Here is a 22,236-nt window from a genome sequence, read left to right as displayed (position 1 = left end):
CCCCTGAACCGGCTGAACCGACCGAACCGGCACTACCACTACATCGACGACGGGCCGGCGATCTACACCGACTCCTTCGCCACGATCCGGCGAGAGGCCTCGCTGGGGCACCTGCCGCCGGACGCCGAACGGCTCGCGGTGCGCATGATCCACGGCACCGGCCAGGTCGACCTCGCCGCGGACCTGGTGGTCCACCCCGGTCTGCTCTCCTCGGCCCGGAAGGCGCTGGGCTCGGGCGCGCCGATCCTGTGCGACGCGGGCATGGTGGCGGCGGGCGTCACCCGCGCGCGGCTGCCCGGCGAGAACGAGGTGCGGTGCCTGCTGTCCGACCCGCGGGTTCCCGGCCTCGCGCGGGACTGGGGCACCACCCGGTCCGCGGCCGCGGTGTCCCTGTGGGAACCGGAGCTTGAGGGCGCCGTAGTGGCTGTGGGCAACGCGCCCACCGCGCTGTTCCACCTGCTGGAGATGCTGATCGACGGCGCCCCGCGCCCTGCCGCGATCGTCGGCTGCCCCGTCGGGTTCGTCGGCGCTGCGGAGTCCAAACAGGCCCTGACCGAGCTGGCCGACCGGCACGGCATCGACGTCCCCTTCGTGACCGCCCTCGGCCGTCGCGGAGGGTCCGCGATGACCTCGTCGGCCCTGAACGCACTTGCCAAGGAGGAGGAGTGACCGGCCGTTTCCACGGTGTCGGCGTAGGCCCCGGGGACCCCGAACTCATCACGCTCAAGGCCGCCCGGCTCATTTCCGCCGCCGACGTGGTCGCCTACCACGCCGGCGCGGGCAAACGCTCGAACGCCCGCCGGATCGCCGCCGAACTCGTCCCGGACACGGCGATCGAGGAGGAACTCACCTACCCGGTGACGACCGGTACGACCGACCACCCGGGCGGGTACACGGGCGCGCTCGCGGACTTCTACGCACGTTCCGCGCAGCGCCTGGCCGCGCACCTGGACGCCGGGCGGGACGTCGTGCTGCTGTCCGAGGGCGACCCGCTGTTCTACGGCTCGTACATGTACATGCACGACCGGCTCTCGGGGCGGTACCCGACCGAGATCGTTCCGGGTATCCCCGCGTTCGCGGCCGCCGCCTCGGCCGCGGAGTCCCCACTGGCCCGGCAGACCGACGTGCTCACGGTGCTTCCGGGGACCCTGCCCGAACCGGAGCTGGCCCGGCGCCTGGCCGGCACCGACGCGGCCGTGGTCATGAAGCTGGGGCGCACGTTCCCGGCGGTCCGGCGGGCACTGGAGGCGGCCGGACGGCTGGAGCACGCGGTGTACGTGGAGCGGGCGTCGATGGAGGAAGAGCGCAGGATGCCGGTCGCGGAGGTCGACCCGGAGACGGTCCCCTACTTCTCGCTGATCCTGGTGACCGGGGACAGCCGGAACGGAACCCGGTCCCGCACCGGCCGGACCTCCCCGCAAACCGTGCCCGAGGCCACCGGGCCGGCCGCGGAACTCCTGGTCGTCGGCTTGGGGCCGGGACCGGACCGCTGGCTCACCGCCGAGGCGTCCGCCGCGCTGGCCGGGGTGGACCACGTGGTGGGGTACGGCGCCTATGTCGACCGGGTACCGCAGCGTGCCGGGCTCACCCGGCACTCCTCCGGCAACACCGTGGAACTCGACCGGGCCCGCCTCGCCCTCGACCTGGCTCGGAAGGGCGAACGGGTCGCGGTGGTCTCCGGCGGGGACGCGGGGGTCTTCGGGATGGCCACGGCCGTGTTCGAGGCGGCCGAGGACCCCGACTACCGGGACGTGCCGGTCCGGGTGCTGCCCGGGGTGAGCGCCGTCCAGGCCGTGGCGGCGCGTGCGGGTGCCCCGGTCGGCGGGGACTTCGCGGTCATGAGCCTGTCCGACCGGCTCAAGCCGTGGGAGGTCATCGAACGCCGGCTCCGTGCGGTGGCCGGGGCCGACCTGGCGCTTGCGGTCTACAACCCGGCCTCACGGTCCCGGACCGAACAGATCGCCACCGCGCGCCGGGTTCTGTTGGAGCACCGCGCGCCGGAGACGGTCGTGGTCGTGGGCCGGAGTGTGGGCCGGGAGGGCGAATCCCTGGAGGTGACGACGTTGGGTGACCTGGATCCGGCAACGGTGGACATGCGGTGCCTACTGATCGTCGGCGCGTCCGGGACCCGGGTCTCCGAAGCCGGACGTGTGTGGACCCCGCGGTGGGTGGAGCAGGAGGCGCGGCCGTGACCGTGCACTTCGTGGGCTCCGGTCCCGGCGCCGCCGACCTGTTGACGGTACGCGCCACGCGCATGCTCGCAGCGGCGGACGTGGTGCTCTACCCGGGCACGTACCTGGACCCGGGGGTTCTGGACCACTGTGCACCCGGCGCGGAGCTGGTCGACACCCAGGGCCTGGACCTGGACCGCATCACCGAACGCCTCGTCGCCGCGCACACGGAGGGTTTGGCGGTGGTGCGGCTGACGTCCGGGGATCCGTCGGTGTACTCGGCGCTGTCGGAGCAGACCCGGCGGCTCGACGCGCGCGGCGTGCCGTGGGACGTCACGCCCGGGGTGCCCGCCTACGCGGCCGCTTCGGCGCTGGTGGGCCGTGAACTGACCGTGCCGCTGGTGTCGCAGTCGGTGGTGCTGACCCGGACGCAGTCGCGGTCGAGCGCGATGCCGGAGACGGAGTCGCTGGAGGCGTTCGCGGCGACCCGGGCGACGTTGGTGCTGCACCTGGCGATCCGGCGGGTGCGAGGGCTCATGGAACGGATCGAACCGGAGTACGGGGCGGACTGCCCGGTCGTGGTCGCACACCGGGTCGGCGGGCCGGAGGAGGCGGTGCTGCACGGGACCGTCGGCGACATCGCGGACGCGGTGGAGGAGGCGGGGTTCCGCCAGGCCGCGGTGATCCTCGTGGGGCGCGCGTTGACACCGGGGGAGGGCGGCGAGTCGTTCCTGTACGACCCCGAGCGCCCCCGCGGTCAGTCCGCCTAGAGCGTCAGGGACCACTGCGTGACGGTGCGTGCCGGGGTCCATCCCGTGAACGTGCCGACGGGTGCGGTGGTCTCCACCGCGGTCCGGGCCAGTTCCCCGCCGCGGGCGCGGTAGGCGTCGGCGAGCAAGTGTTCGGTCTCCAGGGTCACCCCGTGGACGACGATCCGCCCGCCCGGTGGCAACGCCTCCAAGCAGGCCTCGAGCACCCCCGGGCGGGTCGCTCCCCCGCCGACGAAGACGGCGTCGGGGGCAGGCAACCCCTGCAGCGCCTCCGGTGCGCGACCGTGCACCACCTCCAGCCCGGGAACCCCGAGCGCGCCGGCGTTGCGCCCGATCCGCGCGGCGCGCTCGGCCCCGGACTCGACCGCAGTGGCCGTGCAGGTCGGGTCGGCGCGCATCCATTCGACACCGACCGAACCCGCGCCCGCACCGACGTCCCACAGGTGCTGCCCCGGCGAGGGCGCCAAGCGGGCCAGCGCAGAGACCCGCAAGTCGCGTTTGGTGAGTTGGCCGTCGTGTTCGAAGGCGTCGTCGGGCAGGCCGGGGAGCAGCCCGTACCCGACCGGGTCGACGGTCTCCAGCGCGAGCACGTGCAGGGCCGGAACATCCGCAGGAGGCGAGGCGCACCAGGTATCGGCGGTGCCGTCCAAACGGGACTCGTCCGCAGCCCCCAGATCGCCGAGCACGGTCATCCGGCATGCGGGGTGCCCGGCGCCGGCCAGCAGAACGGCGACCTGCGCGGGGGCCGACGGTCCCGAGGACAGCACCAGCAGACGCCGCCGCGGCCCCAGGTGGCGCAGCACCAAGCGGGGGTCGCGCCCGACCAGGCTCACGACCGTGCACCGTTCCGCGGGCCAGTTCATGCGGGCGCGCGCCAGGGAAACCGAGGACACCGCAGGCTCCACCCGCACCGTGCCGGCACCGAGCACTTCGACGAGCGTGGTGCCGATACCGGAGACGAAGGGGTCGCCGGAAGCGAGGGCGACCACCTTGCCGTCCCCGAGCGACGACAGCAGGGACGGCAGCCCTTCACGCAGGGGTGACGGCCACGGTTCCCGCTGCTGCCCGGGGCGCTCCGGGAGCATCGCCAGGTGCCGGCGCCCGCCCAGGACCGTGTCCGCGTCCAGGACGAGCCGGCGTGCCCGCTCCGGGAGCCCTTCCCAACCCTCGGCGCCGACCCCGACAACGGTGATCCCGGGGCGGGGCGGAGGGCGCTTGTCGACCGTCATGGCTGTGACGTTATCGTGGCGTGCACAGGCACGAGGTGCCCCGGGCCCCCAGCCGTCGGAAACGGCGGCTACGGAGGCTGGGGAGAATCTGGGAAGACCGGTGAGAGTCCGGCACAGGCCCGCTGCGGTGAACCGGGCCCCGAACACGGGGACTCGGCAAGTCCGAAGACCGGCCTCGCGCCCGCCCCTTACCGACGGCGAACACGAGCGGGAGCCTCACTATGCCTCACCGGCCTGCGCACTACCCCTTCTCCGCGATCGTGGGGTGTGACACCGAGCAGCTCGACGACCTGGGGCTGGCGCTCGTCCTCACCAGCGTGTCCCCGGAGATCGGAGGGGTGCTGGTGCGCGGACAGAAGGGCACCGCGAAGTCCACCGCCGTGCGCGCGCTCGCCTCACTCCTGCCCCCGGTCGAGGTGTACCGGGGCGACCGTTTCTCCGTGGACCCCGCCGACTCCGGACAGCAGTCCCCCGACGGCCCCTTCGGCGCCGAGACCGCCGTGGAGAGCCGACCGGTCCGCTTGGTCGACCTGCCCGTCGGCGCCACCGAGGACCGGGTGCTGGGATCGCTGCACTTGGAGCAGGCGCTCACGCACGGGAAAGTCGCCTACGAGCCGGGGTTGCTGGCGCGGGCCCATCGCGGACTCCTGTACGTGGACGAGGTGAATCTGCTCCACGACCACCTCGTCGACCTGCTCCTGGACTCCGCCGCGACCGGCCGGGTGACGGTGGAGCGCGACGGGTTCTCCGTGGAACACGCGGCCCGGTTCCTGCTCATCGGAACCATGAACCCGGAGGAGGGCGAGCTGCGGCCCCAGCTCCTGGACCGGTTCGGGCTGACCGTCGAGGTGACGGCGCCGACCGACCCCGCCGCGCGGGCCGAGGTGGTGCGTCGGCGGATGGCCTACGACAGCGATTCCGCGGGGTTCGCCGCCAGGTACCACGACGCCGAGGAGGCCCTCGCCGACCGCATCGCGAAGGCGCGCAGCGCGCTGGACCGGGTGCACCTGTCGGAGGCGGCGCTGTTGAAGATCGCCGAGGTGTGTTCGGCCTTCGAGGTGGACGGGCTGCGGGCCGACATCGTGACCTCCCGCGCAGCAGTGGCGCACGCCGCCTGGGCGGGGCGCGAGACGGTGACGCGCGCCGACATCCGCCGCGCGGCCCTGCTGACGCTGCCGCACCGGCGCCGTCGCAACCCGTTCGACGCACCGGGACTGGACGAGGAGCTGCTCGACCGGATCCTGGGTGACGAGGAGCCGCCGCCGGACCCGCCGCAGCCGCCGGAACCCCCGGAGTCGCCGGATTCCTCGGACTCCCCGGAGACCATGGATCCTTCGGAGGCCCCCGACCCGCCGGAACAGTCCCCGGAGGACGCGGGTCCCGAGGAGGCGGGCCCCGACACCCAGGGCCAGGAGAACGCCTCGGAGGAGACCGGCGAGGCCCAGGAGACCGACGTACCCCCGAACACGGACGCCCCGCGGGACCCCGGTGAGGATTCCGAGGACGGCGACACCCCGCCTCCCTCGTCGGAGAAGGCCACGAGCACGGTCGGCTCCACGGCCCCCTACCGCGCCCGCAAACTCACCGTGCGCGGGGCGGGCCAGGGCGCCGACGGCAAGCGGAGCCGGGCGGTGGGCCGGCGCGGCCGCCGGATCGGCGCCACGCGGCCCGGCGCCGGTTCCGGGTCGTCGCTTCACCTGGTGGAGACCGTGCGCGCCGCGGCGGCCGGTCCCAGGGACGGCGGCGGGGTGCGGATCCGTCCGCAGGATCTGCGGATGGCGGTGCGCGAGGGCCAGGAGAGCAACCTGATCCTGTTCTGCGTGGACGCGTCCGGGTCGATGGCGGCGCGCAAACGCATGAGCGAGGTCAAGACCGCGATCCTGTCCCTGCTCCTGGACGCTTACCGGCGCCGCGACAAGGTCGGGCTCATCACCTTCCGCGCCCAGCGGGCCGAGCTGGTGCTGCCGCCGACACATTCGGTGGACGTGGCCGCGGCCCGGCTGGAGGACGTGCCCGCGGGCGGCCGGACGCCGTTGGCGGAGGGGTTGCTGGAGGCCGACCGGGTGCTGCGGCGCGAACAGCGGCGCGACCCCCGCCTGCGTCCGCTGCTGGTCGTGGTGACCGACGGGCGGGCCACCGGTTCGCGCGGTGCGGTCCAGCAGTCCCTGGCCGCGGCCGACCACATCGCCGGGCAGGAGGTTGCCACGGTCGTGGTCGACAGCGAGTCCGGGCCGATGCGACTGGGGCTGGCCCTCGCGCTCGCCTCCCGCCTGGGCGCCGAACACCTGCCGGTCGGCGAGGTCAACGCCGATGCTCTGAACACTGCCGTACGAGAAAGGGCCGCCTGATGCCGCAGGGTCAACCGTCCGTAGTGCCCGACGACGGGCTCACCACACGACAGCGCCGCCACCAGCCGCTGCTGGCCGTCCACACCGGGGACGGCAAGGGCAAGTCGACCGCGGCCTTCGGGCTGGCGCTGCGCAGCTGGAACCAGGGTTGGCGGATCGGGGTGTTCCAGTTCGTCAAGTCGGCCAAGTGGAGGATCGGCGAGCAGACCGTCCTGGAGCGGCTGGGGAAGCTGCACGAGGAGACCGGTGAGGGCGGCCCGGTCGAGTGGCACAAGATGGGTTCCGGATGGTCGTGGATCCGCCGTAAGGACGGCGAGGAGGACCACGCGGCGGCCGCTGCGGAGGGCTGGGCCGAGATCAAGCGCCGCCTGGCCGACGAGCGGCACGACCTGTACGTGCTCGACGAGTTCACCTACCCCCTCGCGTGGGGCTGGATCGACGTGGACGATGTCGTGGAGACCCTGTCGAACAGGACGGGGCGCCAGCACGTGGTCATCACCGGTCGGCGGGCCGACCCGCGCCTGATGGAGGCCGCGGACCTGGTCACGGATATGGCCAAGGTCAGGCACCCGATGGACAGCGGCCGCAAGGGCCAGCGGGGGATCGAGTGGTGACGTCCTCGGTAGCTGCCCGAACGGGGGCGGCGGGGGCCCTGCCACGGGTCATGGTGGCCGCACCGATGACCGGCCAGGGCAAGACCACGGTCGCGACGGGGCTCATGGCGGCCCTGCGCGGGTCCGGGCTCGCGGTGAGCGGGCACAAGGTGGGGCCCGACTACATCGATCCGGGGTACCACGCGCTGGCGACCGGGCGACCGGGCCGGAACCTGGATCCGCACCTGGTCGGTGAGGACCGTGTGGCGCCGCTGCTGCTGCACGGGGCGCGCGGGGCGGACGCGGCCGTGCTCGAGGGCGTCATGGGCCTGCACGACGGGCGGCTCGGCACGGACGGGTTCGCGTCGTCGGCGCACGTGGCGGCCCTGACCCGGACCCCCGTGGTGCTCGTGGTGGACGTGGCGCGGATGTCGCGTTCGGTGGGCGCGCTGGTAGCGGGCATGGCCGCCTACGACCCGGCCGTGGAGGTCGCCGGGGTGATCCTGAACAGGGCGGGGTCGGACCGCAACACCACGGAGATCGTGCGGTCGTTGCGTCTGCCCGTGCTGGGTGTGGTGGGCCGGGACGAGGGGTTGGCCTCGCCGTCCCGGCACCTGGGGCTCGTGCCGGCGGCCGAGCGGGACGGTGCGGCGCTGGTCGTCGAGCGCATGGCCGAGCAGATCGCGCGGCAGGTGGACCTGGACGCGGTACTGGAGGTGGCCCGGTCCGCGCCCGCGCTGGAGGTGGATCCGTGGTCGCCGGCGGTTTCGGGGCCGCCGGGGTCCGGGGCGCGTGCTTCGGGTACTGACGACCGCCCGGTGGTGGCCGTGGCCGGCGGCCGGGCGTTCACGTTCCGGTACGCCGAGACCGAGGAGCTGCTGGCCGAGGCCGGATGCCGGGTGGAGGTATTCGACCCGCTCCGGGACTCGGCGTTGCCTGCGGGCACGCGCGGGCTGTATCTGGGGGGCGGTTTCCCCGAGGTGCACGCCGGCAGTCTGGCCGCGAACCGGGGGCTGCTGGGGGAGCTGCGGGAGGCGGTGCGCGACGGTGTCCCGACGGTCGCCGAGTGCGCCGGGATGCTGTACCTGGCCAGGACCCTGGACGGGGAGCCCATGGCTGGGGCGCTGGACGCGGACGCGCGGATGTCGGAGCGGCTGACCCTGCGCTATCCGGAGGCCGTCGCGCCGTCGGACACGCTGATGACGCGCGCCGGGGAGCGGGTCACGGGGCACGAGTTCCACCGGACGCGGCTGACACCGGGGGCTTGCGGGCGGACGCCGGCGTGGGAGATCGACGGAACGGCCGAGGGGTTCGCGTCCCCGAGCGTGCACGCCTCGTACCTGCACGTCCACTGGGCCGGACACCCGCGGCTGGCGGCGCGGTTCGCCGCTGCCGTGCACGGGACCGGTCCGCGCGCTGCCGCCACCGCGCCGAGCGCCGCCACCGCCGCTCCGCGCGCTGCCGCCCACGGGCACGAGCAGGGTTCGGCGGACACACACGGTCCAGGGGAGGCGGCCGCCGTACCAGTCCCCGTGTCCGATCCCCTGCGGCACCACGGGGACCGGGAGGCGGGTTTCGGGCGCCTCGACTTCGCCGTCAACGTGTACTCCGGTCCCCGGCCCGAGTGGCTCGACCAGGCACTGCGGGACAGCCTCGACGACGTGGGCGCCTACCCCGACGCGGCGCCGGCGCGGGTTGCCATCGCCCACCGACACCACCGCCGCGCCGACGAAGTCCTGCCGACGGCGGGCGCTGCCGAGGCCTTCACCCTGCTCGCGCGGGTGCGCCCGTGGCAGCGTCCTGTGGTCGTGCACCCCCAGTTCACCGAACCGCACGCCGCCCTGGAACAGTCCGGGCACGCCGTGACGACCGTGCTCTGCCGGGCCGAAGACGGGTTCGCTTTCGACCCGGGAGCGGTGCCCGAGGACGCCGACCTCGTGGTCGTCGGCAACCCGACCAACCCCACGGGGATCCTGCACCCGGCCGAGACGCTGCGACAGTTGTGCCGACCGGGCCGGGTGGTGGCGGTGGACGAGGCGTTCATGGACGCGGTCCCGGGAGAACCCGAGTCGCTGGCGGGGGAGGCGCTCCCCGGCCTGGTGGTCCTGCGCAGCCTCACCAAGCACTGGTCCATCCCGGGCCTGCGCGCCGGCTACGTGGTCGGCGACGCGCGGGTGGTGGGCGAGCTCACCCGCGCCCAGACGCCGTGGTCGGTCTCCACCCCCGCGATCGCCGCGACCGTGGCGTGTACCGACGCGCGGGCCACCGCCGAGGCCGACGCGCGGGCGCGGATCCTGGAGAACCAGCGCGCCGTGCTCGAGGCCGGGCTGCGCGAGCTGGGGGTGGCGTTCGTTCCGTCCCGTGCACCGTTCGTGCTGGCGCGGGTGGGACTCGGGGTGCACGGCCGTCTGCGGGACGCCGGTATCGCCGTGCGCCGTGCGGACACGTTCCCCGGGCTCGACGCCTCCTGGATCCGGGTGGCGGTCCGCCCCGAGAGGACCACCCGACGACTGCTCGCCGCCCTGGCCGAACTCCCGAAGACCGAAGAGACTGCGTGCGAGGCGCACGTATGACGGGGGCGTGTGCGGCCGGACCGCCGCCGGGGAGGCCGGCCGTTACCGCAGGGAGAGCACCCAGGTGAGCGCCGCGGACACGTCGTGCACGGCCGGGACCCCTGGGGGACCGGACGGCCTGCGGACCACCACGACCGGGACACCGAGGGAGCGCGCCGCCGCCATCTTCGGCCAGGTGTAGCTCCCGCCCGCGTCCTTGGTGACGAGGACGCCGGTGCCGTGGCCCTGCAGGAGCCCGTGTTCCCCGTCGAAGGTGTAGGGGCCGCGACTGGTGACGAGTCGCCACGCCTCGGGCATCTCGAGGTCGGGCACGTCGACCACCCGTGCGAGCACGGAACGTCCCCCCAAGGCGGGCACGAACCGCGCCAGCTCCTGGCGGCCGACGGTGAGGAACGGGTGCCCGCCCAGTTCAGCGGCCCGGTCGGCGGCCTCCTCGTGGGTGTCCGTGTAGTGCCAGGCCGGGTCGGGCTCCCACGGCGGGCGCTCCAACCGCAGCAGGGGGAGCTGCCCGGTGCAGGCGGTGGCCGCGTTGGCGGTCATGCCGAGGGCGAAGGGGTGGGTGGCGTCGACCACGGCGTCGTAGTCCGACAGGGCCGCGCGCAGCCCGTCGACGCCGCCGAACCCGCCGATGCGGACCTCGCCGACGGGTAGCCTCGGGCGGGCCACGCGTCCGGCGAGGGAGGAGGTCACGTGCACGCCGGCCTCCACCAGGAGGGCGGCGAGCTCGCGTGCCTCGGACGTCCCACCCAGGATCAGCACCCGCGGGGCGGCGGGGCCTGCCGCAGGAGCGGCCCCGCGCGGTGCCTCCTGGGCGGGTGCCCTCTGCGCCGACCCGCCGGTCGCGGCAGCCCCCGCCTCGCCCGGCGCCCCGGGCGGCAGCACAGGCATCCCACCGGGCGCGCCCGCGCGGGCGATGCCGAGCAGCGCGTCGACGTCGAGGTGGCGCTCCACCAGGTCCGCCAGCAGGTCCAGCCGCCGTTCCCGCGCTGCCGCGAACTCCGTACCGGACGACTCCATGCCCAGTGTCCGCGCCAGGAACGCGGCCCGGAACCCGTCGCCCTCCAAGCTCCCGTGCCACATGGTCCCGTAGACCGCACCCGACCGGGTCCCGCCCAGGAACTCCTCGTCCCCACCGCCGACGGTGACCTGCCCGTGGTGGATCTCGTAACCGTGCGCGGGCGCCCCGAGCGCGGTCCCCGTGGGCAGGCGCAGGGTCTTGTCCGCGGTGAACTCGGTCCGCACGTCCAGCAGCCCGAGCCCGTCGGCAGACATCCCGGCTCCGGACTCCACCCCGTCCGGGTCGGCGATCGTCCGCCCCAGCATCTGGAACCCGCCGCACACCCCGAGCAACGGTCGGCCCCGCCGCACGTGGTCGTGCAGAGCCCGGTCGAGGCCGCGCGCACGCAGCCAGGCCAGGTCGGTGAGGGTGGACCGGCTCCCGGGCAGCACCACCAGGTCCGCGTCGGACAGGTCGTGCGGGGAGGAAGCGAATACGACGTCGAGCCCCGGCTCCAACCCGAGGGCGTCCACGTCGGTGAAGTTGCTGATCCGCGGCAGCCGCACCACCGCGACCCGGCGCACGGCACCGCTCTCCGATCCGTCCCCGGCCCGGTGCGCCGCCAGGTCCAGGGCGTCCTCGGAGTCGAGCCACACCCCGGCGTCCCACGGCAGGGTCCCGTACACCCGGCGCCCGGTGAGCCGTTCGAGGTCGTCCAACCCGGGCCGCAGCAGGCTCGGTTCCCCCCGGAACTTGTTGATCACGAAACCGGAGACCAGCGCTTGGTCGGCGGCCTCCAGCAAACCCACGGTGCCGTAGAGCGAGGCGAAGACCCCGCCCCGGTCGATGTCGCCGACCACCACCGTAGGCAGCCCCGCGTGCCGGGCCAGGCCCATGTTCACGTAGTCGCCCGCGCGCAGGTTGATCTCGGCCGGGCTGCCCGCGCCCTCGGCCACGACGACGCCGTACCGGGTGGAGAGGTCGTCGAAGGCTTCGTGGGCGGCCTTCGCCAAGTGCCGGCGCCCCTGTTCCCAGTCGATGGAGGACAGGTCCCCGGCAGGGTGCCCAAGGAGCACAGTGTGGCTGCGCCGGTCGGTGCCCGGTTTGAGCAGCACCGGGTTCATCGCCGGTTCCGGGTCCGCCCCCGCCGCGAGCGCCTGCACCCACTGGGCCCGGCCGATCTCGGCGGGACGCCCGTCAGGGCCGCGGCAGACCATGGAGTTGTTGGACATGTTCTGCGCCTTGTACGGCGCGACGCCTACCCCGCGGCGGGCGAGCGCCCGGCAGAGCCCGGTGGTGACCACACTCTTGCCGGCGTCGGAGGTCGCCCCCGCCACCAGCAGGCCACCGCCGCCGGATCCGCCGGGAGTCCCGTGCGCTCCCGTGAGTCCTCCTGCTGCGTCCCCGCTCACGACGGCCTCCTCAACAGTGCGGTGTCCATGACCCAGCCGGCCCGTTCCTTCGCGCGGGCCCGGGCCTCACCGATCTCCGGGAGCACGTCGGCGACCCGCCCGGCCACCAGCTCCTCCGATCCGGTGCCGAGGTTGGCGCCCCACCACACGGACCACTCTCCCAACCCTTCGAAGGCGGGGCGGGCCCCGAGCATGACGACGATGTTGTCCTGGCCGGCGGCGACGGCGTCGTCCAGCCTCCGCAGAGGCGTGACGTGCACCGGCCGCCCCACGTCGTGCAGCACGATCCGGTGCCGGGCCGCGAGGAGCTGCGGGGCGCTGATCCCGGGCAGCACGTCGTACTCCACGGGCACCTTCCCCCGATCATCGATGCGGGCCACGATCCGCAGCGTCGAGTCGTACAGGGACGGGTCTCCCCAGACCAGGAACGCCGCGCTGCCGCCCCGCTCGGCCAGGACCTCCTCGACGGCCCGCACGCGCGCCTCGTGCCAGTCGGCGACCGCCGCGCGGTAGTCGGCTGGGTCGTCGCGGTCGCGTTCCGGGTCCGCCACGGCCACCAGCGGCACCCCGTGGGCCTCGCACACCGCACGGCGCAGGTCGAACAACCCGTCGTCCCGCCGCTTGCGCGCCGCCACCGCGTAGTCGCACCCGCGCAGCGCGGCGGAGGCCTCCGGGGTGAGCTGGTCGGGGCCCATCCCGATGCCGACGATGCGGACCCTCATTCGGAGCGTTCCTCGATGTCGCCCTCGACCTCCAGGTACACCTCCGACAGCGCCTGCAGCGTCTCCTGGTCCGGCTCGGCCCACAGACCGCGCCGCGCCGCCTCGTGCAGCCGCTCGACGATGCCGTTGAGCGCCCACGGGTTGGAGCGGCGCATGAACGCCTGAGTCTCCTCGTCGAGCACGTACTCCGCGGCGAGCTTCTCGTACATCCAGTCGTGCACGACCCCGGCCGTCGCGTCGAACCCGAAGAGGTAGTCGACGGTTGCGGCCAGCTCGAAGGCCCCCTTGTACCCGTGGCGGCGCATGGCCCCGATCCAGCGCGGGTTGACCACGCGGGCGCGGAACACTCGTGCGGTCTCGTCGGCCAGGGGCCGGGTGCGCACCGCGTCGGGGGTGGTGGAGTCGCCGACGTAGGCCTTGGGTTCGGCGCCCGAAAGCGCGCGCACGGTCGCGATCATGCCGCCGTGGTACTGGAAGTAGTCGTCGGAGTCGGCGATGTCGTGCTCGGCGCTGTCGACGTTCTTCGCGGCGACCTTGATGCGCCGGTAGTTGGTCCGCATGTCGTCGGCGGCCGGAACCCCGTCGAGGCCGCGCCCGTAGGCGTAACCGCCCCAGGCCGTGTACACCTCGGCGAGGTCGCGGTCGTCGCGCCAGTTCCCGGACTCCACGAGCTGCAGGATCCCGGCGCCGTAGGATCCGGGCGCGGAACCGAAGATCCGGGTGGTGGCGCGTCGGTGGTCGCCGTGGTCGGCCAGGTCCGCGCGGGTGTGGGCGCGCACGTAGTTGTCCTCGTCGGCTTCGTCGAGGTCGGCGACCAGTGCCACAGCGTCGTCGAGCATGGCGACCACGTGCGGGAAGGCGTCGCGGAAGAACCCGGAGATGCGCACGGTCACGTCGATGCGCGGGCGCCCCAGCTCCTCCAACGGGATCACGTCGAGCTTGCTGACCCGGCGGGAGGCCTCGTCCCACTCCGGGCGGACACCGAGCAGGGACAGGACCTCGGCCACGTCGTCGCCGGAGGTGCGCATCGCCGAGGTGCCCCACACCGACAGGCCCACGGACCCGGGGTAGGTGCCGGTCTCCTCCATGTGGCGGCGCAACAGGGAGTCGGCCATCGCCTGGCCGGTCTCCCAGGCCAGGCGGGAGGGCACGGCGCGCGGGTCGACCGTGTAGAAGTTCCGGCCGGTCGGGAGCACGTTGACCAGCCCGCGCAGGGGGGAGCCCGAGGGGCCGGCCGGCACGAACCCGCCGGTGAGGGCGTGCGTGAGGTGGTCGAGTTCGTCTGTGGTGCGGGCGAGGCGCGGCACGACCTGGTCGGCGGCGAACTCCAGGACCCGGCGCACGTCGGGGTCCTCGTGCAGGTCGGCCACGGCGGAGCGGTCCCAGCCGGCGGCCTCCATCCCTTCGACCAGTGCGCGGGCCTGGGCCTCGACCTCGTCGACCTCGTTGGTGGGGGCCTCTCCCTTCAGGCCCAGGGCCGAGCGCAGGCCGGGCACGGCGGCGCCGACCCCGCCCCAGACCTGCGCAGCGCGCAGGACGGCCATGGTGAGGTTGACGCGGGGTTCGCCCTCCGGAGGCTCGCCGAGCACGTGCAGGCCGTCGCGGATCTGGGTGTCCTTGATCTCGCACAGCCAGCCGTCGACGTGGAGCAGGAAGTCGTCGAACTCCTCGTCGTCGGGGCGCTCCTCGAGCCCGAGGTCGCGGTGCATCTCCGCGGCGCGCATGAGCGACCAGATCTCAGCCCGGATGGCGGGGAGCTTGGCCGGGTCCATGGCGGCGATGTTGGCGTGCTCGTCGAGGAGCTGCTCCAGGCGGGCGATGTCGCCGTAGCTCTCGGCGCGGGCCATGGGCGGGACGAGGTGGTCCACGACGGTGGCGTGCGCGCGACGCTTGGCCTGGGCACCCTCGCCCGGGTCGTTGACCAGGAACGGGTAGATGAGCGGCAGGTTCCCGAGCACCGCGTCGGGGCCGCAGGCGGCGGACAGAGCGGCATCCTTGCCGGGCAGCCACTCCAGCGACCCGTGTTTGCCGAGGTGGACGACGGCGTCGGCGCCGAACCCGTGCTCCAGCCACCGGTACGCGGCCATGTAGTGGTGGCTCGGCGCGAGTTCGGGATCGTGGTAGATCGCGATGGGGTTCTCGCCGAAGCCGCGCGGGGGCTGGACCAGGACCACGACGTTGCCCGCCCGGAGCGCGGCCAAGACGAGTTCGCCCTCGTCGTTGACGTAGAGCTTGCCGGGGGCCGGACCCCAGGTCTCGGCCATGGCGTCCTTGAGGGAGGCCGGGAGGCCCTCGGTCCAGGCGGCGTACTGCTCGGGGGCGATGCGTACCTGGGCCTCGGTCATCTGTGCCGTGGTCAACCAGTCCTCGTCCTGGCCGCCGGCCTCGATGAGGCTGTGGATGAGGGCGTCGCCTGCCTCGGTCTCGTCCGGCAGGTCCAGGCCGGGCAGGGCGTCGGGCTCGCCCAGGTCGTAGCCGTCCTCGCGGAGCCGCCGCAACAGGCGCACCAGGGAGCGGGGGGTGTCGAGACCGACCGCGTTGCCGATGCGGGAGTGCTTGGTGGGGTAGGCCGAGAGCACGACGGCAAGGCGCTTCTCGGAGGCCGGGACCTGGTGCAGGCGGGCGTGGGAGGCGGCGATCCCGGCCAGGCGGGCGCAGCGCTCCAGGTCGGCGGTGTAGCGGGGCAGGCCGTCCTCGTCGATCTCCTTGAAGGAGAACGGCACGGTGATGATGCGCCCGTCGAACTCGGGGATCGCGATCTGGGTGGCGGAGTCGAGCGGGCTGACGCCCTCGGCGGCCTCTTCCCAGTCGGCGCGGGAGCTGGTCAGGCACAGGCCCTGCAGGACCGGGATGTCGAGGGCGGCGATACGTTCCACGTCCCAGGCCTCGTCGTCCTCACCCGCGCTCGCGGACGCGGGGACACTGCCGCCGGCGGCCAGGACGGTGACGATGAGGAGGTCGAAGTCGCGCAACGCCTCGAACAGGTCGTCGGGGGCCGAACGCAGCGACCCGGCGAAGACCGGCACACCGACGGCGCGGCCCGTGGCGTCGACGGCGTCGGCGAGGGCGTGGGCGAAGGCGGTGTTCCCGCCGGCCTCGTGGGCGCGGTAGTAGAGGATGCCGACCTTGGGAAGCGACGGGTCCTGTGGGACCTCGCGCTCGGCCAGGCCCCACAGGGGCACGTGCTGCGGCGGTTCGAACCCCTCGCCGGTCAGCAGCACGGTGTCGGACAGGAACGCGTGCAGGCGGTCGAGGTTGGTGGGTCCGCCCTCGGCCAGGTACCGGTGGGCGTCGGTAACCACACCCATGGGAACCGTGGAGCGCTCCATGAGTTCGGCGCTGGGCTGCTGTTCACCGCTGAGCACCACGAGCGGGGTGCCGCGCTCGCGGACCGCGGCCAGGCCCGACCACAGGTCGTGCGGGGATCCCAGCATCCGGACCACGACGAGGTCGGCGCCCTCGACGGCTTCGGTGAGTTCGGTGTCGGTGGCACGCGAGGGGTTGGCCCACACGTACGCGGAGCCACTGGCCCGCGCAGAGAGCAGATCGGTGTCGGACGTGGAAAGCAGCGCGATCCGTACCGTCATGGCCGGAATTCCTCCCCAGGGGTTCTCGCCCCGTCGATGGTCGGACCGCTCGTGGACAGTGTCTGACTTGCACCTGGTGGGAGGTGTCACAGTGGCGGAACCGTCCCGGACTCGCACCGGGTTCCTGTGCCACGAACGAGGAGCTCACACACTAACGGGCGCCGCGAGCCGACTCGCGACGGGCCTCCCCTTTCCAGGGCCGCCGACCGCAGGAACGTACGGCGAGCGGCACTCCGTTCGAGAGGCGCACAGCGCGGTCATGTAGTGGGCTCGTGCCCCGGGAGCGGTCGGGAGCCCGGTTGCTCCGGATCCCGGCGGCGCAGGAACCGGACGACGGGGCGCTCACCGTCGGTGGTGACCTCGGCCCGGACCCCGTAGACCTCTCCTATGAGCTCGGGTGTCAGCACCTGGCCCGGCGACCCCTCCGCCACCGCCCGACCGGCTCGGAGCACGACGAGCCGGTCGCAGTACATCGCGGCCAGGTTGAGGTCGTGCAGCGCGATCACCGTGGTCACGGGCAGGCTCACGGCCAGCTCCAACAGGTCGAGCTGGTACTGGATGTCGAGATGGTTGGTGGGTTCGTCGAGCAGGAGCTCACTGGGTTCCTGAGCCAGGGCCCGGGCGATCTGGACCCTTTGGCGCTCCCCACCGGAGAGGGTGTGCCAGGACTGCTCGGCACGGTCGGTGAGCCCGGTGCGTTCCAGGGCCGTGTCGACCGCGCGCAGGTCGTCGGTGGAGACCGGGGTCCAGGCGCGGCGGCGCGGGATACGCCCCAAGGCGACGACGTCGCGCACGGTCATCTCGGTCTGGGTGTGGGAGTTCTGCTGGACCACGGCCACACGCCGGGCCACCGCCCGGCGGCCGATGCGCGGCAACGGGTCCCCGTCGAGGGTGACCGTCCCGGCGGTGGGTCCGAGAACCCCCGCGAGGAGCCGGAGCAGGGTGGACTTGCCGGATCCGTTGGGGCCCAGCAGTCCGACCGTCTCACCGGGGCGCGGGGCGAGGGTGACCCCGTCGAGCACGATGCGGTCGGCGATCCGGTGCACCACACCGTCGGCGCGCAGGTGGCCGCCCCCGGAACCGGCCTCGGGAGGACCGTTGCCGGACCATCCGTGGCCGGGGGAACTGGATCCGGACGATCTCACGTCTGCCTCCTCGAGCGGTACAGAACGGCGATGAAGGCGGGCACGCCGACGAGCGAGGTGACCACACCCACAGGGATCTCCTGCGGGTCCAGGACGGTACGGGCCAGCGTGTCCACCCACACCAGGAACACGGCCCCGATCAGCGCGGTCACCGGAAGCAGCCGGGCATGCATCGACCCGGTCAGGATCCGGGTGGCGTGCGGCAGGATCAGCCCCACGAACCCGACCGCGCCCACGCTGCTCACGAGTGCGGCGGTGAGCAGGGCCGTCGCGGTCAGCAGCAGCACACGCGCCCGCGCCACACGCACGCCGAGCGAGGCCGCGGCCTCCTCCCCGAAAGCGAACGCGTCCAAGGTGGTGGTGTGGGCCAGGCACACGGCCAGCACGACCACCAGGACCCCCGCGCACAGAACCACATCGGCCCAGCCCACGTTGCTGAAGGAACCCAGCAGCCAGAAGAGCACGCCCTGCGTGGTCTCGGCGTCGGCCGACATGAGCACGATGAAGGAGGTCAGGGCCGAGAAGAGCTGCATGGCAGCGACCCCGGACAGCACGACCCGGTCCATGGTCCCGCCGAGGGTGTGGCTGAGCAGCATGACCATCCCGAAGGAGAGCAGCGCACCGAGGAACGCCCCGGCCGACAGGGACAGCACCCCGGCGCCCCAACCGAGCACGATCACCGCGACCGCACCGGTGGAGGCGCCGGACGAGACCCCGAGCACGAAGGGGTCGGCCAGCGGGTTTCGCAGCAGGGACTGCATGACCGCACCGCACAGGGCCAGTCCCGCCCCGCACACCGCGGCGATGAGGGTGCGCGGCATGCGCAGGTCCCACACGATGCCGTCCTGGATGGGGGTCAGAGGGCTCTCGCCGATCCCGAGGCGGGCACCGAGCGAGGACCACACCTCGCCGGGGGTGATGGCCGCGGGGCCGATGGTCACAGTCACCGAGACCGACACCGCCAGCGCGACCAGCCCGCCCACCAGGAGCAGGGTCAGACGGGCGCCTCTCACTGGGCGAGTCCGAGATCCCGAAGTCCGTCGGCCACCTGCTCGACGCCCTCGACGGTCCGGATCGAGGGGTTCATGGCCTGGCCGCTGAGCAGGACGTAGCGCTCCTCCTGCACGGCGGTCAGGTTGCTGGTGGCGGGGTGGTCCTCCAGGAAAGCGATCTTCTCCTCGGCCGACTCGGCGGTTTGGGAGTCGCGCGTGAGGTCGCCGAGCACGATGACGTCGGGGTCGCGGTCGGCGACGGTCTCCCAGTTGATCTGGGGCCACTCCTCATCGGTGTCGTCGAAGGCGTTCTCCGCGCCGATCTCCGCCGTGATGGCCCCGGGCGCACCGCAGCAGCCGGCGAGGAAGGGGGACTCGGAGTTGGCGAACCAGTACATGAGGGAGACGTCGGAGGCGTCGAGTCCCTCGGTCGCGGTGTCCACGCGGCTCTGGAGTTCGCCGACGAGTTCGTCACCGCGATCCTCGGCGTCGAAGAGGTGGGCGAGGTCTTCGATCTCCTCGTACACGGCGTCGAGGATGAGTTCCTCGGACCGGGAACCGTCGCCGCCGCTTTCGTTCTCCTTGCCCCAGGCGCAGTCGGACGGTGCGACGTAGGCGGGCACGCCGAGGTCCTCGAACTGGTCACGGGTGGCGACACCGCCCTGGCCGACCGTGGAGACGAACGAGGCGCTGACGAAGTCCGGTTCGGTGTCCAGGACCCGTTCGAAGGAGGGCTGGTCCTCGGCCAGGCGAGGGACCGCATCGGCCGCCTCTTCCAGGCCGTCCATGACCGGGTCGGTCCAGGTGGCGCTGCCGACGATGCGGTCCTCCAAGCCAAGGGAGAGGAGGATCTCGGTGCTGCCCTGGTTGAGGGAGACGGCCCGTTCCGGCGGCGCCTCGGCGGTGACCTCGTGGCCGCAGTTGTCGAGAGTCCGCGGGTAGCCGGCCGCATCGGCTTCGGAGGGGTCGGCCTCGGTCCCGTCGGGGGACGTGCAGGCGGCGAGCAGGAGGGAGGAGGTGAGGAAGAGTGCCATCACCCGGAACGGGGTGCGACGGGACGTGTGGGAGAACGCGTAGCGGGTCGCGAGCTGGGACATGGGTGTGCCTCAGAGGGGTCGGGGCTCGGGCGCGGAGCCTGGTTTCTGATACCTCGTGCACGTGCAACGCAGGTGCCAGCAGGTCTTCGGACTCGGGTTCAACCGGACGGAGCGCCTTCCCAGGCGGCGCCTCCCCGACCCTGCGGTCGAGGCGGCCCTTCCCAGTGGCATTCGTGCTCCGGCCGTCCCCCACACCGCTGCGCGTCAGTTCCGGACTCACACCGGATTCCCTGACCACATCTGTGGTATCGACTGGCCGGGGAAGAGTACCAAGCCACCGGAACCCGGGGAGCCCCGCCCCTCACCAGCCACATCTGCGACGTGCCGACAAACGGATCCGGGCAACACTGAAATCGCTTGAGCTCACCTCACCTGCGACCGCTTGCGAACATCGTGCCGTGACCTTTCGGCGCGTTCGGCTAGCCCTCGGTTGAAGGCGGCATCGACCTACCCGACGTCACACTGGCGGTTGGCGACCAGCCCCGCGAAGGCCGACACCAGTGCGGTCTCGCCCCGGCGCCGCGCACCACACCCCCCGTACTCGGCACTGGCCGGCGGGGGTGGTGTTCGTCAGAAGGTCAGCCTTCCTGCTGCACGAAGCCGCGCGCCGCCGCCACGATGTGCCGGGTCGAGATTCCCGCTGCGTCGAGCGTCTCGGCCGTTTCCCCCGATCCCGGCAGCGTGCGGACGGCAAGGCTCCTGACGGCACACACTGTGCCGCTGGCGGAGAGCGCTTCCATCGTTGCCGCGGCGAGACCGCCCTGGGGGTAGTGGTCCTCCACCACGAGGATCCGGCCGGTCTCCTGTGCGGCCCGCTTGAGCGTCTCCGTATCGACCGGCTTGACGGAGTAGAGATCGATGACGCGGCACGCGATGCCTTCGTCCGCGAGTGTGCGCGCTGCGGACAAGGCCTGGTGCACGGTGACGCCAGCGCCGACGAGCGTCACGTCGTCACTCTGGGAGGAGACGAGGGTTTTGGACCCGCCCACTCCGAAGACCTCGTCATGTGAGTAGAGCACGGGGTAGGCGCCGCGGGTGGTGCGAAGGTACGCAACCCCGGGGAGGGCCAGCATCGACTCGACCAAAGCGGCGGTGGAAGTCGCGTCGGAAGGGTAGAGCACGGTGGACCCGTACACGGCACGGAACGCCGCAAGGTCTTCCAGCGCCATCTGAGACGGCCCGTCCGCGCCGATCTCAACGCCCGCGTGCGAGCCGATCAGGCGGAGGTCCACTCCGCTGATCCCAGCCATGCGGATGAAGTCGTACGCCCGAGTGAGGAAAGCCGCGAACGTCGACGCGAAAGCGACGTATCCGCGAACCGCCGCCCCGACGGCCGTGGCCACCAATTGCTGTTCCGCGATGAAGGCCTCGAAGAAGCGTTCCGGATGCGCCTTGGCGAAGATCTCGGCGTGCGTGGAGTTGCTCACCTCGGCGTCGAGGGCGATGACGCGTGGATGCGCGCCAGCGGCCGTGAGGGCCTCACCGTACGCGCGGCGGGTCGCTACTCGCTCGCCGAGCTCGTAGCGCGGGAGTTCCAGGGGGTGGTCCTTCAGCTCCTCCTCGCTGCGTGTCTGACCGGCGTCGGGCAACGGGCCGCGGACCCGGATGTTTCCGTCCGAGCCGATCTCGGCGAGTGCCCGTTCCGCCATCTCCTCGGGAAGCGGTTTGCCGTGCCATGTCGGGCTGTCCTCGATCTCGGAGAACCCTTTGCCCTTGACCGTCCGAGCGAAAATCGCGCAGGGCCGGTCGCTTTCGTGAGCGGTTGTCAGCGCGGCGTCGATCGCGTCGACGTCGTGTCCGTCCACCACGAGCGCGAGCCACCCGAAAGCCTCCGCGCGCGTCCGGTACGTGTCGAGATCCCACCCCAGCGCCGTCGGCCCGCGCTGGCCCAGCCGGTTGACGTCGACGATGGCCGTGACGTTGCCGATCCCGGCCGTGGAGGCGCGTTCGAACGCCTCCCATACCGAGCCTTCGGTCATTTCGCTGTCACCGCAGAGCACCCAGATGTGGGAAGGGCTCTCATCCAGCCTCGACGCCGCCCACGCAATGCCGACGCCGTACGAAAGTCCTTGGCCCAGTGATCCGGTGGCGACGTCGACCCACGGCAGGACCGGGGTCGGGTGCCCCTGGAGCCGGTGACCGTGCCGACGGTAGGTGGTCATCAACTCTTCGTCGTCGATCACACCGACCGCCTTGTACACCGAGTACAGCAGAGGTGAGGCGTGTCCCTTCGAGAAGATCAAGTGGTCATTGGCGGGAGACCGGGGCGCGTCCCAGTCATAGCGCAGATGACGTGCTACAAGGACTGAAAGGAGGTCGGCGGCCGACATGCTCGATGAGGGGTGACCGCTCCCCGCGCTCGTGGAGCAGCGGATACTGTCCGCCCGGAGCTGGCGGGCGAGGGCCCGCAGGGCTTGGGTATCGGCAAAGTCAGCGTGTGTGCTTCGGGCGGGTTCCTTCGTCATTGCGAGAGCGTGACTGTTCAGGTGTCCCGGAGAAGGATCAGACGGTTTCGGGCATCCAGCACCGGCCCTCGGCCAGGTGGACCAGGGCGTCGAACATACCGATGCCGTGCTTGGCCGCGGTCGCTACATAGGAGC

Annotated in this window: 14 protein-coding genes, 1 pseudogene and 3 riboswitches; of the genes and pseudogenes, 6 read left to right on the top strand and 9 right to left on the bottom strand. The window is 72.7% G+C overall.

The features are described from left to right. Positions 1-3: 3 nt before the first annotated feature. The 3 genes from ACYVDG_RS27150 to ACYVDG_RS27140 are packed head-to-tail and all read left to right on the top strand — an operon-like array spanning position 4 to position 2,941. Complete coding sequence (locus tag ACYVDG_RS27150; RefSeq protein WP_460760060.1) at positions 4-669, top strand: precorrin-8X methylmutase; 666 nt, start codon at positions 4-6, stop codon at positions 667-669. Next, on the top strand, positions 666-2,192 hold the full coding sequence (locus ACYVDG_RS27145) for a precorrin-2 C(20)-methyltransferase (RefSeq protein WP_460759926.1): 1,527 nt from the start codon (positions 666-668) through the stop codon (positions 2,190-2,192). Before ACYVDG_RS27150 ends, ACYVDG_RS27145 begins: the two co-directional genes overlap by 4 nt. Continuing rightward, entirely contained in the window at positions 2,189-2,941 is a 753-nt protein-coding gene (locus ACYVDG_RS27140; protein WP_460759923.1) for a cobalt-precorrin-4/precorrin-4 C(11)-methyltransferase, read from the top strand. Before ACYVDG_RS27145 ends, ACYVDG_RS27140 begins: the two co-directional genes overlap by 4 nt. Here the strand turns inward: ACYVDG_RS27140 and cbiE are convergent. Further along, on the bottom strand, positions 2,938-4,170 hold the full coding sequence (gene cbiE, locus ACYVDG_RS27135) for a precorrin-6y C5,15-methyltransferase (decarboxylating) subunit CbiE (protein WP_460759920.1): 1,233 nt from the start codon (positions 4,168-4,170) through the stop codon (positions 2,938-2,940). The two genes, ACYVDG_RS27140 and cbiE, sit on opposite strands and share 4 nt — an antisense overlap. Positions 4,171-4,226: 56 nt before the next feature. Further along, a riboswitch (cobalamin riboswitch) is annotated at positions 4,227-4,362 on the top strand. A 29-nt stretch (positions 4,363-4,391) separates the two neighbouring features. Between cbiE and ACYVDG_RS27130 the strand changes: the two genes are divergently transcribed. From ACYVDG_RS27130 to ACYVDG_RS27120, 3 genes are read left to right on the top strand one after another with little or no spacing between them, the layout of a single operon-like run. Next, positions 4,392-6,518 (top strand): VWA domain-containing protein, encoded by a 2,127-nt coding sequence (locus ACYVDG_RS27130; RefSeq protein ID WP_460759917.1) that lies wholly within the window; start codon positions 4,392-4,394, stop codon positions 6,516-6,518. Further along, positions 6,518-7,132, top strand: coding sequence for a cob(I)yrinic acid a,c-diamide adenosyltransferase (cobO, locus tag ACYVDG_RS27125; RefSeq protein WP_460759911.1), 615 nt, complete (start codon positions 6,518-6,520; stop codon positions 7,130-7,132). Before ACYVDG_RS27130 ends, cobO begins: the two co-directional genes overlap by 1 nt. 50 nt (positions 7,133-7,182) lie before the next feature. Further along, positions 7,183-9,684 carry a cobyrinate a,c-diamide synthase gene (locus tag ACYVDG_RS27120; RefSeq protein ID WP_460760057.1) on the top strand — a complete coding sequence of 834 codons (2,502 nt, stop codon included), beginning with the start codon at positions 7,183-7,185 and terminating at the stop codon, positions 9,682-9,684. A 42-nt stretch (positions 9,685-9,726) separates the two neighbouring features. Here the strand turns inward: ACYVDG_RS27120 and ACYVDG_RS27115 are convergent, their stop codons facing one another. The 8 genes and pseudogenes from ACYVDG_RS27115 to ACYVDG_RS27080 form a co-directional block, all read right to left on the bottom strand. Further along, positions 9,727-10,437, bottom strand: a complete 711-nt coding sequence (locus ACYVDG_RS27115) for a cobalt-precorrin-6A reductase (RefSeq protein WP_460760054.1) — start codon at positions 10,435-10,437, stop codon at positions 9,727-9,729. A 99-nt stretch (positions 10,438-10,536) separates the two neighbouring features. Further along, positions 10,537-12,024: pseudogene (locus ACYVDG_RS27110) on the bottom strand (cobyric acid synthase); the annotation flags it as partial. Between the two features lie 65 nt (positions 12,025-12,089). Further along, positions 12,090-12,815: a precorrin-6A synthase (deacetylating) gene (gene cobF / locus ACYVDG_RS27105; RefSeq protein WP_460759906.1), complete on the bottom strand. Its 726-nt coding sequence runs from the start codon at positions 12,813-12,815 to the stop codon at positions 12,090-12,092. Further along, positions 12,812-16,402 (bottom strand): cobaltochelatase subunit CobN, encoded by a 3,591-nt coding sequence (gene cobN / locus ACYVDG_RS27100; RefSeq protein ID WP_460759902.1) that lies wholly within the window; start codon positions 16,400-16,402, stop codon positions 12,812-12,814. Before cobN ends, cobF begins: the two co-directional genes overlap by 4 nt. A gap of 36 nt (positions 16,403-16,438) precedes the next feature. Continuing rightward, positions 16,439-16,583, bottom strand: a riboswitch (cobalamin riboswitch). Between the two features lie 76 nt (positions 16,584-16,659). Continuing rightward, entirely contained in the window at positions 16,660-17,466 is an 807-nt protein-coding gene (locus ACYVDG_RS27095) for an ABC transporter ATP-binding protein (RefSeq protein WP_460760049.1), read from the bottom strand. Positions 17,467-17,543: 77 nt separating this feature from the next. Continuing rightward, complete coding sequence (locus ACYVDG_RS27090) at positions 17,544-18,560, bottom strand: FecCD family ABC transporter permease (RefSeq protein WP_460759896.1); 1,017 nt, start codon at positions 18,558-18,560, stop codon at positions 17,544-17,546. After that, complete coding sequence (locus tag ACYVDG_RS27085; protein WP_460760043.1) at positions 18,557-19,573, bottom strand: ABC transporter substrate-binding protein; 1,017 nt, start codon at positions 19,571-19,573, stop codon at positions 18,557-18,559. Before ACYVDG_RS27085 ends, ACYVDG_RS27090 begins: the two co-directional genes overlap by 4 nt. A 123-nt stretch (positions 19,574-19,696) precedes the next feature. Beyond that, positions 19,697-19,908, bottom strand: a riboswitch (cobalamin riboswitch). Positions 19,909-20,214: 306 nt separating this feature from the next. After that, positions 20,215-22,101 (bottom strand): transketolase, encoded by a 1,887-nt coding sequence (locus tag ACYVDG_RS27080; RefSeq protein ID WP_460759891.1) that lies wholly within the window; start codon positions 22,099-22,101, stop codon positions 20,215-20,217. Between the last annotated feature and the right edge of the window lie 135 nt (positions 22,102-22,236).

Source organism: Nocardiopsis oceani (assembly GCF_054777395.1).
This window is presented reverse-complemented; position numbering and strand designations above follow the sequence as displayed.